The organism is Serratia sp. YWN4, from assembly GCF_055790845.1.
Genome location: NZ_CM147696.1, coordinates 974517 through 988006, shown reverse-complemented (window position 1 = coordinate 988006; position 13490 = coordinate 974517). Strand labels below are relative to the sequence as shown.

14 protein-coding genes and 2 pseudogenes are annotated in these 13490 nt (G+C 42.9%); all 16 read right to left on the bottom strand.

Annotation, left to right across the window (positions count from 1 at the left end; translation table 11 throughout):
• Positions 1 to 53: 53 nt before the first annotated feature.
• Positions 54 to 314 carry a hypothetical protein gene (locus ACX9GT_RS04615; protein WP_473190035.1) on the bottom strand — a complete coding sequence of 87 codons (261 nt, stop codon included), beginning with the start codon at positions 312 to 314 and terminating at the stop codon, positions 54 to 56.
• Positions 314 to 967 carry a hypothetical protein gene (locus ACX9GT_RS04610; protein ID WP_473190034.1) on the bottom strand — a complete coding sequence of 218 codons (654 nt, stop codon included), beginning with the start codon at positions 965 to 967 and terminating at the stop codon, positions 314 to 316. The genes ACX9GT_RS04615 and ACX9GT_RS04610 overlap by 1 nt, the downstream gene beginning before the upstream one ends.
• Complete coding sequence (locus ACX9GT_RS04605; RefSeq protein ID WP_473190033.1) at positions 967 to 1446, bottom strand: Hcp family type VI secretion system effector; 480 nt, start codon at positions 1444 to 1446, stop codon at positions 967 to 969. The genes ACX9GT_RS04610 and ACX9GT_RS04605 overlap by 1 nt, the downstream gene beginning before the upstream one ends.
• A gap of 372 nt (positions 1447 to 1818) precedes the next feature.
• Positions 1819 to 2295, bottom strand: a complete 477-nt coding sequence (locus ACX9GT_RS04600) for a hypothetical protein (RefSeq protein ID WP_473190032.1) — start codon at positions 2293 to 2295, stop codon at positions 1819 to 1821.
• Between the two features lie 392 nt (positions 2296 to 2687).
• Positions 2688 to 2906, bottom strand: a pseudogene (locus ACX9GT_RS04595) (RHS repeat-associated core domain-containing protein); the annotation flags it as partial.
• Positions 2907 to 2964: 58 nt separating this feature from the next.
• Positions 2965 to 3603 carry an Imm43 family immunity protein gene (locus ACX9GT_RS04590; RefSeq protein ID WP_473190031.1) on the bottom strand — a complete coding sequence of 213 codons (639 nt, stop codon included), beginning with the start codon at positions 3601 to 3603 and terminating at the stop codon, positions 2965 to 2967.
• Between the two features lie 28 nt (positions 3604 to 3631).
• Positions 3632 to 4069: a hypothetical protein gene (locus tag ACX9GT_RS04585; protein ID WP_473190030.1), complete on the bottom strand. Its 438-nt coding sequence runs from the start codon at positions 4067 to 4069 to the stop codon at positions 3632 to 3634.
• Position 4070: 1 nt separating this feature from the next.
• The gene (locus tag ACX9GT_RS04580) at positions 4071 to 4331 is read right to left on the bottom strand and encodes an HNH/ENDO VII family nuclease (RefSeq protein ID WP_473190029.1); all 261 of its coding nucleotides are present in this window, start codon (positions 4329 to 4331) and stop codon (positions 4071 to 4073) included.
• A gap of 267 nt (positions 4332 to 4598) precedes the next feature.
• Complete coding sequence (locus ACX9GT_RS04575) at positions 4599 to 5027, bottom strand: SMI1/KNR4 family protein (protein ID WP_473190028.1); 429 nt, start codon at positions 5025 to 5027, stop codon at positions 4599 to 4601.
• A gap of 4 nt (positions 5028 to 5031) precedes the next feature.
• A pseudogene (locus ACX9GT_RS04570) lies at positions 5032 to 5511 on the bottom strand (HNH endonuclease); the annotation flags it as partial.
• A gap of 364 nt (positions 5512 to 5875) precedes the next feature.
• The gene (locus ACX9GT_RS04565; protein WP_473190027.1) at positions 5876 to 6172 is read right to left on the bottom strand and encodes a hypothetical protein; all 297 of its coding nucleotides are present in this window, start codon (positions 6170 to 6172) and stop codon (positions 5876 to 5878) included.
• A gap of 14 nt (positions 6173 to 6186) precedes the next feature.
• On the bottom strand, positions 6187 to 6672 hold the full coding sequence (locus ACX9GT_RS04560) for a DUF4329 domain-containing protein (RefSeq protein ID WP_473190026.1): 486 nt from the start codon (positions 6670 to 6672) through the stop codon (positions 6187 to 6189).
• A 258-nt stretch (positions 6673 to 6930) separates the two neighbouring features.
• The gene (locus ACX9GT_RS04555; RefSeq protein ID WP_473190025.1) at positions 6931 to 7311 is read right to left on the bottom strand and encodes a hypothetical protein; all 381 of its coding nucleotides are present in this window, start codon (positions 7309 to 7311) and stop codon (positions 6931 to 6933) included.
• Positions 7312 to 7327: 16 nt separating this feature from the next.
• Positions 7328 to 11848 (bottom strand): RHS repeat-associated core domain-containing protein, encoded by a 4521-nt coding sequence (locus tag ACX9GT_RS04550; protein ID WP_473190024.1) that lies wholly within the window; start codon positions 11846 to 11848, stop codon positions 7328 to 7330.
• 12 nt (positions 11849 to 11860) lie between these two features.
• Positions 11861 to 12313 (bottom strand): DcrB-related protein, encoded by a 453-nt coding sequence (locus tag ACX9GT_RS04545; RefSeq protein ID WP_473190023.1) that lies wholly within the window; start codon positions 12311 to 12313, stop codon positions 11861 to 11863.
• Between the two features lie 175 nt (positions 12314 to 12488).
• Positions 12489 to 12932: a hypothetical protein gene (locus ACX9GT_RS04540; protein ID WP_473190022.1), complete on the bottom strand. Its 444-nt coding sequence runs from the start codon at positions 12930 to 12932 to the stop codon at positions 12489 to 12491.
• Positions 12933 to 13490 lie beyond the last annotated feature (558 nt).

Here is a 13490-nt window from a genome sequence, read left to right as displayed (position 1 = left end):
ATATAACATCTAGATATTAAAAACACTAGATTGAACAGTATAAATACAGATTATCACTTATTGGCTTGCTTTTTATTTGACTCTAGCAACTTGTCTTTTTTATGCCAAAACAATCTATCACTAATTTTTTCACCAAAATAATAAACACCTAGTGAAACAGCAATACAAACGACAGAAATGGCAGCATAAATATATTTACCATCTGAATTTGAAAAAAATACAAAATAGACAAACATGATAATGCCACCACCAAACAATGCTTGCCCCACACCATGGAAAACCATAGAAAAAAACTTAAGCAGTATGTTCATCATTATTTCTCCAATGCCATGATAAACTCATCAAAAACAGTATCAAAAAATTCCTTGTCAGAATCATAAGTAGCCAAAGCTCTCATAAATGGTTCCGCTGTATTTTCAACTAAAAAATATAGAAGATCAAGGTTACCTTCACCTCTTAATTTCCAATATACGCTAGGTGACTTCTCCATTAATGCCCTTGAGGTATAAACAGCTCTAGATACCATAGCTCCTAGCCCCAAGATAGAGGTAAAAACAAAGCCGCTTGCCATTTTAAATGCTAGCCGAGAGGCAAAGATCGCACCAATATCTCCTAGTAATATACTCTTGGTTATCATTCCACCAACAAACCTGGCAACTTTAGCTTCGAGAAGTTTTTTCCTTTGATTTCCATCTAGCTTATCAAAATACTCATTCAAAACCACTCTAAGTATTTTCTCAATGGATTCTCTATTAACTAACCCTGATTTGACTAACTCAGCAAATCTATACTTATCATTATTATTTTCATAACGATGCTCAGTATCTATAAAGTCATATCCTAAATAGTAAAAATCCACTGGGAGATCTATTAAACCTTGAGTTAACTCAACTAGCCATCCACCTTCAGCACTTTCCTCGCTGATAGCAGAAACCATATTCTTAGCTATGTCCTTTGAACTTTCCACTAGTAGACCCTTTCATCCCAGATACTGTATGATTCTGTTGAACAGGCGACATTTATCCATGTTATATCTTTATATTTAATGGATAGAATCTCCTGGGGGGTCAAATTGTTGTTATTCAATGAGTGAGGGAAGTCTGTTTTTAAACTTGCCAGTGTCGCACGCCCAAGTTTTATTTTGTAATAAAGCTCAACCCCACCATTTTCATTTGTTCGATAAAAGCTAAACAAGCAATCGAACTCTTCATTATTAGTGATACATTTAGCAAGTAATGGTGATGACTTATCAATAGGTTTTACAACGATAACTGGTTGATGATTAGTGTTATCTTGTCGTGTTATCATATGCTGGAAATTGTATACAAGTATTTCATCTTTATGCGCATTTTGAAATTTATTCCCTATTGACTCCTTGGTATTACAACCAGCAGAGATAAGCCCCTGAACTTTGCCTTTTAGAGAGAGGTAAATCAAGCTTGACATTTAATTTCCTTATTGAATTTTATTTCTATAAAATGAAAAAATGAATGATATTAATATAAAAAAACGGGTTTCTCATAACACTAAACACACCAATATAACCATGATAACTTCCACTAAATATTATTTCAACTTCATTGAAATCAAACAAGTAAGCTCAGCCACCTGGACAGCCTTAAACTGGATGAGTGATAACAACGAGCTCTATTTGGCAGGGGGAGTAGTTGATGCAAAGCGGCCCAACCCGGGAACCACTGACAATAGGAGTGATTCACAGTCAGGTGGCAATTCTCGTTCATCAAGAGAAAACTCTGTCGTCGTGAAAAATAAAAACTGAGAATATCCAAGTAGAATATTCTCGGCCAATAGATAACATTAATATACAACCAACTTCCCATTAGGCCAATCACCTACCCAACCACAAGGCATATGACCAGACTCATAAATAGATATAAGTTTATTAAAGAATAATTCTCTCTTTAATTTTTTACTATAAAAACCCTCAATTAAATAATGGACAACATCCCACTCCAAACATTGGTGCAATAGTATATTATCAAAATCATTCAGATGAGGAAGTTTAGGCTTTATGTTTTTTTCAAAAAATAGCTTTGCCTCTTTAGCCACATCATTCCACTCTTGAAATATAACAGTATGCTTAGCCGCTATATATCCTGATATTTCATTCGACTCCTCCAGAGTGACATTTTCCCACTCTGGTTCAGCTAAATAATAACCTGCCTCACTTGCAGATATTGCCAATACAACATCAGGCATGACAAATTTTTTACCGATTTCTAAAAACCAATTAATTTTTAAGAGCCTATCAACTGCTAACTGAGATATTTTCATGGTTTCACCTGATTTATTCTTCCTGGTATCCTAGGTACGTTTTGCACTCCTAGTAAACCATCTTGAAGTCTATTCTAGATACTACTTCTGACAGCTTGGTTACTTGATGATCTGGCAGACCAGCAGCCTCTAGTGAGTGTTTTAGAGCTTGTGTGTACTGAAGATTATTCGGGAGTTGCCCATGTAATTCTCCGCCACGTCTATATTGATTCCAGAACTGTTCAAGAGATCTATGTGCCTCATAGTGTGGCGTACCTGGCTGAGTAAAGGCATTACCTTCTAATTTAATAGCAGCACCACTACCCCTTGGAATCACATCACGGAATGCAGCATCTAGGTTCAAATGGTGAGATTGTCCCGGACGCGTGTCATTTTTCAGTGTTCCATGCGGCCCCAAAAATAGCATTATCTGTATTTCCTACAGGAGGGCACGTCACCAACCCCAGCGGATCTATCCAGCTATTCGGATTCGGAACGTAAGCATAAGGATTATCGCCCCCCGCCAGACCTATCGGGTCCGAGCATAAGTACTGCCCGGTATCCACATCATAATAGCGAAAGCAGTTATTATACAACCCAGATTCAGCATACTGACCAGTAACCCATAGATTACCAAGTCAGCATACTGCAATCCTCCAGAAAGGTTTTCTTATTTAAGGTAATTTCTTTTTAATTTCTATCATTGATATCATACCTATTGTCAATGCAATACTGGTCGAATGCCTTATCTGCATCAACTAATTTTATACCTTTTATTTTTTCCTTTTCTATCTCTATAGCGAAATTTTCAGAAACAAAGATATACCCCCCTAATAGGGTTTTGCGTATGGAGAAAAAATCATAGTCACTTGCTTGGTGATTAAAAACCAGCTTATAAGGAACGATGTCACCAAAACGGTCCTCTTCCAACTCTGAAAGCCCGAAATTCACTAAATCATCACCCCCAATAAAATACATATAGTTCAAATCATCTCTCAATATATCACCATTTTTTATAGATGTGGCAGATAGCTTCTTTGATATATACTGACTTGAAGATTTGCTATTAAATACTCTCAATAAAGAATTAGATAGGATATGGGATTTGTTATGATTATAATATTCAAACCTTAATGCACCAATATCCTTATTACAAAGAAGAAATAACTCACTAGGACAATTTTCATCTGCTAGGCAATGAGGAAATGAGTATTGTGAGCCTTCATACTCCCAATGTTCACTCACTTGTTTTTTTACATCAACAATCGCATGAAGATATTTTGGTACGACTGAAGATGAGTAATCGTTCATAAGTACATAATACTTCATTTCCCCCTCCATACAAATTCTACTTGAATCAGTTTTCTAACTCAAAAAACCACTCAATAAAAGTATTAAAATCCTTCCATTGCGGGGTGATACGTCCTTCGTAAAACTCAGTAATACTTTTACCTAACTCAACATTTAACACCTCATGTGTATTCCTATTATAATAAAAACCATACCCACCCTCAAAACTGTCTAATGGAATATACTCTTTTGGCAAATGTAATGCCTCATGTGTTCTTTTAATATCCAACATGTAATTAGAGTTAATAATAAACCAACAAATTTGATAAATCTCACGCTTTCCACTATAAAACGTAGGGCCATCTTCTACGTGTAAATAGAATTTTGCAAAATCAGTATCTAAGTCAATATTTAGCCCCAATAAAGCATTTTCATAGTCTTTAGTTGTATCATCAAACCACCACCCACGACTTTTACAATATTCTTTAATTCTTTCGGAACCCATATCATCCCCCACATGTACTATTAGCACGCCTGCTATTTACTTCAGCCTCTGCACGTTGTTTCCAGTAGGCTTCTCGATCAATATCAAACAAAGAGCGATCAACAGGATTCTCAGGATGAGCATTCGGTAAATGCGGATGAAGAGCATTGCTACCGTAGTATCGCTGATGTGTATCTGCTGATAGTTCAAATAATGAACCTTTTCCGTCTTGCTTAGAATGGTGAAGATTCACTATTGAGTATTCGCCATTCTTGACAACCATTGGGCTTCTACCTTCCTCCAAAACTAGCTGAAGGTTTGTTTTTACACCATTTCTGGTATTTATAGGTAAATCCCAATCAATGTTTTGCTGATAAACAGTATGTGTATTACCTGATGGTGCATTGAAAACTGACGGTGTAAAGAAACCAGATAAACCAAGTGGATCTATCCATCCCAGCGGATTATGTACATATCCGTATGGATTTACTCCCCCGGGAATAGCCTGTAAAATCCAAAGAGGATCTTACAGGCTTTTATTAATTATGCATCAGGATGCATCAACTATTGATTCAACAAATGACTTAAATGAATCCCACACACCAAAAACTTCAGCCTCTTCATGTAAGACATAAAAATACACCTTACCAAAATCAACTTTCCTCAAAGAGATAGAATAGATACCAGAACCAGGATCATAGGCAAAAGGTAACATTTCATGCTTACTGAAACCATCGGGCAATGACTCATCTTCAAAATCATTAAACGACTCAATAATTTCAGGTATGGAATAAAATGAATTGATTGGGTAAAGGTTTTTATCGTCATGTACAAATGATGGTTGAGGCTGACCACCATTATATTTTTTATAAACATGCTTCATTTCACTTGGCAAGTTAGAACCGATAATTCTTTCCAGGTTGATAATTTCATCATCGGTCGCCGGTGGTAAGAAATCAATAAAGTTAAGTTCACTCATAATATCACCATGTTTTAAAAATATAACTTATGCCAGTATGCGCCTTGTATTGACTAACCCCACCAACATGTGGAATTCCGCTGTGAGCCTTCTGTTGAACCAATTGCATAGTACCCGTATTTGTTGCCGGATTATAATCATCCAAGTGATGCCACACATAACCTTTAGGTGTAGATTTTTGCCCTAACGCCGCCATACTAGCTTGTTCGAAATCTTTATGATAATTACCTGTATATTCGATTGTTTGGATTGGATTTACTCCGTCCTTGGAATACAAGGCATTACTTGCAGAGTAATCTAAACCGCCATTTTTTGTGGGCTCTACTCCAGTGAATCCTCTTTCTTTCAGTTTTGCAATTGGGCATGTAGCTAGCCCCAGCGGATCTATCCAGCTATTCGGATTATGCACATAACTGTACGGATTCGTCCCCCCCGCCAGCCCTATCGGGTCTGGAGCTAGATAACATCCCTCTCGCGAATCATACTACCAGCTCAGGTAATACAACACCGCCAGAAATACATCATACTCAAGGCTCTTAATCACGCTACCGCCTTACCTTGATAATTTTTATCTGTATAAAATCATTTTAAATCAAATGGTAACGTAAATACAAACTGATTGAAGTATACCCCCCAATGAAAGCGTAGACTGGATATGGGATGACATAGCTATATCTGACCGGACAACCGCTGATAATCAACGTGATGCCCGGCAGAGTGGTGATTCTCAATCAGCGTAATGCCCGGCAAGGTGGTGATTAAATCCGTAACCATATAAAAATATAACTATAGTAGATAAAAGTCGGAGGGTTGAAAGCAACAACACTCCGACTCTAATACATCTAATATCATCGATCACTATAGACACTGATGACTTCTTTAGTCCTTAAATCTATATCTACGTTTATTCCACCAACCTCATATGAAGATACATTCATCCAGTTTTCCTCTGTTACTTCTTTAGCATAAAAACTTATAGTATAAAATTTCACATTATCCCTTTCATGCACTAAGTCATCAAAGGATATATGAAAATTCTCCACATCATACTTTCCTGAAGTAACAAATTCGCTATTTTTAGCCGCGCTAATAGCCTTAAATAAGAACGGAGTAAATTTACCATCAAGTCTAATTAAGGTTGTCATCCCCCCCCCCCTGATTATAAAGGTGTAGCATCGCCAGCACCACCAACACTACCGAAAATCTTCCAAAACACACCACTAGGAGTACCAAGATAGTCTGTGTAACCTGGGAATGTAGTATTGGCACCATTATGTATTCTTATATCAGCAGGTGAGAAGATATCACTATTGTGAACATCTCCAGCTTTATTGGTCCGATTAAAACCAGCATCAGAGTAATCACCATGCGTATGATATTGACCAACAGGTGTAGAACCTTTAGGCAACCCTCCCATAGAGTCTTTAAATGTTGGAGCTGTTCTACCTGTACCTATTCGACCTCGTGTATAACCATAAGTACCATCTTTTGCTCTAAATATAATCCCACCATATTCTCTGTTTTTGAAAATAGACATTGGATTATATTTATTAAGCGCGGCCTTCCCGGCATCATCTGCACTTGAAAAACCAGTCCCACACTTTCTTAACCCAAGCGGATCTATCCAACTATTAGGGTTATGCACATAACTATACGGATTCCCCCCCCCCCCCCCCGCCAGCCCTATCGGGTCAGGAGATAGATGGCATCCCTCAAGCGCATCATACTATCAGTTCAGATAGTACACTTCCGCTAGGGGCGCATCATACTCAAGAGTCTTAATCACGCTACCGCCCTACATTGATAGTTTTATCTGAATAAAATCATTGTAAATCAAATGGTAATGTAAAAACAGCCAGGGGATTTTAGAGCCCCCCGGCAGGGTTAAATCATAAATAAAAAATCATCCTATCTGATCCTTTATCTTTCTTACCTCAGGAGTTAATGCGAAACAATCTTCTAGCAATTCTCCATCTAATGACCAATAGTCAATAAGTTGAAAGTGTAATTGATAATTCTTTAGAAGTAGTCCTAATACATCAGTAACCAGCTCATCATTACTACTCACCCCCTGAGTTAGCAGGTCATTAACAACATCAAGCATTAATGTCATTAATATGTCCCCACCAGACTCAGAGTAACAACCTTTTGAATATGCAATGATATACTTATTCAGCCATTCTTTTGTCCGATATTTTTCTGGTAATTCGTACGCCCAATCCTGAGTAAAACCATCTCCTTGCGGTAGATTAAGGTCTCTACATATATGCTCTATATCACTCACTTTTCGTCCTTTTAATTTAATTAGGATGCGAAGAACTATATGGAAATGATGTTCTGACAGAACCATTCGGCTTAACAACCACTCTCGCCATATCAGGAACAACTTCTGTTCCATCGGGGAGATAACCCCTGCCTTGCACAGTCGCTGGTAATGGAACATCGTGAACACCTGGCCCCATTTTAGCTGTATCGGCTATAAAGCTAGCAGCAGCATTATCGTCAAGATATTGACCTACTTGATGACCTTTATTCCTTGCACGATCAGTCAATTGATTTGGTTTTAGCTTTTGTCCATGTTCAGTGAATGTATGACCATATGTTGGTGTACTCTTCGGATTTCCCCATTTCAGATCGCAGGCCGCTAATCCCAACGGATCTATCCATCCCAGCGGATTATGTACATATCCGTATGGATTTACTCCCCCGAGTAAACCTATCGGGTCCGAGCATAAATACTGCCCAGTATCCGCATCATAATAGCGAAAACGGTTGTAATGCAACCCGGATTCCGCATCAGCATACTGGCCTGCAAACCGCAGATTGCAGCTAACCTTATCTTCATCATTGGCGGCTTGTCCCCAAAGCTCGGCTTTCCCCCAGGTGCTCAGCCGGTTAGCCCACACCACTTTCCCCTGTTCATTAAGTAACTCACGGGGAGTACCCAGATGGTCAGCCACCACATAGTGCAACTTGCCCTTTTCATAACGGGCTACCGGAGTTAACGCACCTGGCGCATATAACCAGTGGATCCCTTGCTCATAGGCCAAGGTACCATCCGCATAGATCGGAACCTCTTCAATCAGTTGATCGCCACTCCACAGGTACTCGTAACCGGATAGTACGAGCTTGGCAGATGACAAAGGTTGCTCATCCGGCAATGATGTCTGTTGCGGGCTATCGATAACACGCAGCTTACGGATGCGCCGCCCGAAGGCATCATAGCCATAGCGCCAACGTTCACCTTTCGGTGTCATTAACTCTGTAAGTTGGTCCTGCTCATTCCAGCGGTAGCGCCATACCTGTGGCCGGAAGCCCTCTTTCAGTTCGCGTTTTTCAATCAATCTTCCGGCAGTGTCATAACGGTATTGGCTATTGCCACGGGATACCACCCGACCCGCCTGCTGGTGCTGTGTTGCTTGTTGTACGGCGGCCTCTGCCCCACGAGGCAGGTGGGAATGCAATGTCAGGTTCTGATTGGCGTCGTAGCTAAACTGCTCCTGTAACGGCAGGAAACCGCCGAAATTCGCACGCACTATCTGGTCATTGAGGTCGTATTGGTACTGTGTCTTACCCCAGCGTCCATCATCAATACCAACAACGTTATAGGCCCGGTCATACTGCCAGCTGCGGTTGATTGCGCTGCCATGCAATGCCGGTGTCATTGCGCTTTCTGGTGCCATCAATTGCTGCTGGAACAAGGCTGAGTTACGGCCAGCCGCCTGATTCGCCAACAACCCGGTCGCGGTATAGTTACAGGCCTGAATAAAACCGGCGGCGCTTTCACGCACTCTCTCACGGCCTAACCGGTCGTGCTGGAAGTTCAGTGGCTGATGGCCGGAAAGGGTCAACTGCGTCAATTCCCCTTGCATACCATAGTCGAACTCAAGCCCCAGTTCGCCGACCTGCCGGGCACGTGGCGTACCGTTCAACCTATCCCATTGATGCTTGATTTCTCGACCATTAAGCCGTTCAGCAATAAGTTGTCCAGCCTCATCGTAGTCAAACTCGACCACCGCCTCTGCATTTTCGGCCTTTAACAAACGCCCCTGTTCGTCGTAGTGGTAGCTGACCGTAGCAACCAGGGTGGAACTCACTTCACCACAGCGCCAGGTCTGTTGCGCCACGACCTGATCGCGTGGCGAATACTGCCAGCAGATCACACGTTCATCGGGATAGCGTGCCCAGATACGCCGCCCCACGGCATCATACTGATAGTGTACCGTGCGTCCGGTGAAGTCTGTTTCTGTTACCACCTGACCGGCCAGATCGCGGGTATAACGGTAAGTCTCCCCTAACGCATTGGTGACGCCATTGAGGCGGGTCAGCTTGTCATAGTGAAAGGTTAACCGCTGCCCGTCAGGGCGTACCAAACCGGTCAGTAAATCAAACCCGCCATAGTCATAACGGGTGGTTTTACCTGCACCATCGGTCATCGCCGCAATGCGTTTCTCACTGTCATAAGCGATAGCCTGTTCAACACCATCAGGCAGATAAACCTGGCTAACGCTGCCCATCGGGTTGGCATGTAGCGGGGTGTAAACATAGCGAGTCGTGTGCCCCAGTGCATCCTGGGTGTCTTGCAACCGACCAAAGATGTCCTGACTGAGCAACGTCACGCCACCATCGGGGGCAATAACCTCACAGACCTGGTGCTGAGCGTTATAACGATAGCGCCACTCAGCGCCGTTAGGCAGGATTTGGCGTACCAGCTCTCCCTGTTCACCATAACGGTATTCTTGCCGTAACCCTTGTGGGTCAACAACATGACAAAGCTGACCTTGCTCACCGTAAATAAATTGCCAGCCTTTGCCATCTGGCAACGTACTTTCAGTGACCTGCCCAAAACCGTTGTATTTATAGCGGTATGTTTCTCCAGTCGGGGCGGTAATCTCTTCCAATTCACCGAACTGATTGCGTTGAAATACCACCTTGCGCCCCAAGGCGTCTGTTTCAGAAAGCTTATTACTGAACTCCCATTCAATTAGGCGCTCACGCCCCAGCGGGTCACTTTCGCGGATCACCTGACCGTCGGTGTTATACCAGAAACGGGTACATCCTCCTTCCGCATCCTGATAGGTGGTGCAGCGAGCTACATCATCATAGAAGAAACGGTCCTGATAATGCCCGGTAGCAGTACGCGTAGACAGCACTCTACCAAGTTGGTCATAGTGAATGGAGGCATCGGTCTTGTCGGTATCATGCCAGCGGGTCATGTAACCGGCCGCGTTATACTCATGATAAAGATGAGTGAACTGGAAGGTATCGCATTCCACCAGCAGGCCGTTTTCTGCATAACGACACTTTACCAACCATTGGCGTTGAGCGGATGTCACCAGCTCTATCAGGGTTAATTGTTGTTGCTCATAACTGAGTACCAGTGAATAGCCATCACTGTGCTCGATGCAGGAAAGTTGCTGCTCATCGGTATAGAGAAAACGGATCTGATTACCAAAACGATCGCTGATGGCAGACAAACGGCGCACATTCCCGTGCTGCCTGGCAAAAGTCAGGATCTGCTGAGTTTGTCGGTTAAAAACATGCAATACACCGCTGCGTTGACCATAGAGCAGATAATGCCCTTCATGCAGATTGATGGCTTGCACCTCATCATCGTCTTGCGGTGCATCATAAGTCAGCAGAACACCTTCGTGGTTTCGGAAACGGATCACCGCCTCTTCAACAATAAGCTGTTGTGCCCAATCATCTGCCCATTTATCGCCAAAGCTGCCAGTCAAGTGACCGCTGGAACGATAGAGGCGGGTTAAATTCAGCGGCAATAGGCCCGGAATAGCAATCATCGGCCACACTTGCAGAAAATCACCCGTTGCTGCATCCACCGGCTCACCGGGTTTAGTGCATTTGTTATTGCTACATCCTTCAGCCTCAACCGATGTCTTGGGTTTTCTGTCGTTTTTTTTCCCTCTGGGGATCGGGAGATAGCTGGCAACGATAGTTACCCAGCGCAAGGCTGAGCTACGGCTGTCTTTGACTTTAAATACCTGGGCTGTTTCTTTGGTTTCAACAATGGTAGCGGCAGCACTGTTGATATTGGCATCACAGGTTGTGCGGTGCCCCAGGCGGGCAATTTGCTTGCCATTGGCATACACCGTTTTCGCCCCTTCGGCGATAACCGGCGGAGGACCTGGATGGTCACTGCACGCAATGGGGTCGCCAACACGGGCAACGGGTTTTCCCTCAAAATACACGTTAGGGGACCCCTTGACGATGTTGCCTTTATTCTCACCATACTGCCCCATTGCCGCACCTGCAGCGGCAATTCCGCCACCGACCAACCCTCCAGCGGCTGCGGCGGCTGCAACAACAACTAGCGCAGCGCCCCCGGTGGCTACCACTAAAGCTCCCACCGCGACGGCAGCAACAGCCCCTAGCAAGATCCCCCCTAATGCGCCCCAGGTACCCAGATCTTTCTTCTGGTGCGCGATAAAATCCCCTTCGCGCGCTGGCGCATCCCCCTCTGTCGCCACCTTTTTCCAACCAAGGGACTCGGCAATAGCGTTCCCTGCTTTATCACCGAGATAGCTCCCCACTTGTGCGCCAACATAGCCCGCAGCCAAACCTACAGCAAAAGGCGCTCCAGCACCTGTTGCAATCGCATAGGCCCCCATCCCAGCGGTAACCGTATTGTTAACCCCTTCACTTTCCATAAAGTTCAGGGCTTGTTCATTAAACGACTCAGCGCCACCCTCATTGGTATTAGGGGGGCTTGCCGCGCGCTGTTGTCCCATAACTTCCTGACGAACAGCCGAACTCCCCCCAGCAGCACCTGCACCCGTCCATACGCTTTGTGCAACACTCATCGCTCCCTCCCATTACGCTGCTGCTGGTTCCCGCAATTGAAATGTGCTCATCAACATCCCGATTTGCTGCCGTTGTTCATCTGTCATGTTTCCAGGAACTGTGGCAGTGAAAACCAATACTTTAGGATTGAGATCAAGCAGCATCATCAGTTGGTGAATCGGCCCTTGCGGGGATGACCAGCTAAATTCAGAGGTCACCGTATCTCGCGCGTTTTGCGCCCCAATGTCCTGATTGATTTGTTGATAATCTTTCAACTGTTTTGACAGGCTGGAAATCTCACGCTCAGCAAATTGGCTGAACGACATTCCCCATGGGATCACATCTCTGGAAATAGTAAAACTGATACCACTCTGATCATTATCCGCAGCGCTAAGCACCAAGACACTAAGATCTCGCCAGGCGGTAGGTAACTCAATAGCGCCTTCGTTAAATTGGAAAAGGGAAAGTGAACTCATATCAGCCATGATATATTCCTAAATCATTTATACTCGTCATACTTTAAGTTACATATACGTTGTCTGCTCTTGTTCCCCCAGAAACATAATTACCTATTCTTCTGGGGCTTCACAAGCCTGCCACACTCCTGTACCTCAAGCTATTTAGAGTACAATTGCTGGCCTTTGACATAGGTTACATAATTTAATGCTGCTCAATATTGAATATGACACTACGTAAACAATCGGGATTTCTCTCTGCAAAACCGAAAGCCAACTTCAAGTGATTGGCGTCTTTGCTGGTTGAATAGCTGGTTTCTTCTTCCAATGAACGCCCACGAGGAACATCTGTAATAGTCAGTTCAGGATAATGTAACTTTAATTCACTCAGGTTGATACATTGACCTGAGATTTTCAAAACCAACATAAATGGAACTTGAGAACTATTTTTATTGAATATTTTTGCTTCAATTTTTTCAATATTGACTTGATCTTTCAGTATAAAGCCTTTGCTTTGGTAAACCGAAAAGTTTTCATTCTCTGTCGCCTTGACAAAAGAAGAGTAAAATGGCGGCGTGAGCTGTGTTATTCCTTTAGGTAATTGAACCTTAACATCTTGAATAAAACTCCAAAGGCTGATTGTATTCATCTGTTCACTCCGAATTGCGTGACATGGAAAAAGTGTTAAAAACAGTAAAGGCAGAACACTATTTTTTAGCAGGGTAGTTCTTGTCATACCAGCCACCATAGTAATCTTCATACGATTGATTAGTTGTAGATGTTTTCTCACCTTTGCCAAAAACTCTACCAATAGTTTCACGTGCTTTCTTTGAATCACTATCCTTCAGATAATTGTCATAAACAGCATTGTAGGCTGGTTGATTGGCACTGTTGCCCGCAATACCGATATCAGAGCCACCATTTTTCAGTATCTCTCTTCTCACCTCAACATTTTTTAGCGTTGCTGCCCCCTCGTCAGATAACGTGCTATTCAAGTACGCATCTCGAGATGAAACATCATATCTAGGTGTATACAAAGCATGACCTGCTTCATGAGACAATGTTTGCGTAAAACTTTCAGGATTGGCCAACTCATTACGATCAATCACGATTTCTTTCTGCTCTCTCAATGCAAAACTACCTTTTCCTGCTTCACCTGATTTTACTGTCCATCCATTACCTTCAAGTGTTTTTAAATCTTTCGTCA

Excerpts from the sequence above, each read along its gene's own strand:
- ACX9GT_RS04600 (WP_473190032.1), bottom strand. The coding sequence starts at position 2,295 with ATGAAAATATCTCAGTTAGCAGTTGATAGGCTCTTAAAAATTAATTGG.
- ACX9GT_RS04590 (WP_473190031.1), bottom strand. The coding sequence starts at position 3,603 with ATGAAGTATTATGTACTTATGAACGATTACTCATCTTCAGTCGTACCA.
- ACX9GT_RS04575 (WP_473190028.1), bottom strand. The coding sequence starts at position 5,027 with ATGAGTGAACTTAACTTTATTGATTTCTTACCACCGGCGACCGATGAT.
- ACX9GT_RS04550 (WP_473190024.1), bottom strand. The coding sequence starts at position 11,848 with ATGAGTGTTGCACAAAGCGTATGGACGGGTGCAGGTGCTGCTGGGGGG.
- ACX9GT_RS04545 (WP_473190023.1), bottom strand. The coding sequence starts at position 12,313 with ATGGCTGATATGAGTTCACTTTCCCTTTTCCAATTTAACGAAGGCGCT.
- ACX9GT_RS04565 (WP_473190027.1), bottom strand. The coding sequence starts at position 6,172 with ATGACAACCTTAATTAGACTTGATGGTAAATTTACTCCGTTCTTATTT.
- ACX9GT_RS04580 (WP_473190029.1), bottom strand. The coding sequence starts at position 4,331 with ATGGTTGTCAAGAATGGCGAATACTCAATAGTGAATCTTCACCATTCT.
- ACX9GT_RS04615 (WP_473190035.1), bottom strand. The coding sequence starts at position 314 with ATGATGAACATACTGCTTAAGTTTTTTTCTATGGTTTTCCATGGTGTG.
- ACX9GT_RS04540 (WP_473190022.1), bottom strand. The coding sequence starts at position 12,932 with ATGAATACAATCAGCCTTTGGAGTTTTATTCAAGATGTTAAGGTTCAA.
- ACX9GT_RS04605 (WP_473190033.1), bottom strand. The coding sequence starts at position 1,446 with ATGTCAAGCTTGATTTACCTCTCTCTAAAAGGCAAAGTTCAGGGGCTT.
- ACX9GT_RS04585 (WP_473190030.1), bottom strand. The coding sequence starts at position 4,069 with ATGGGTTCCGAAAGAATTAAAGAATATTGTAAAAGTCGTGGGTGGTGG.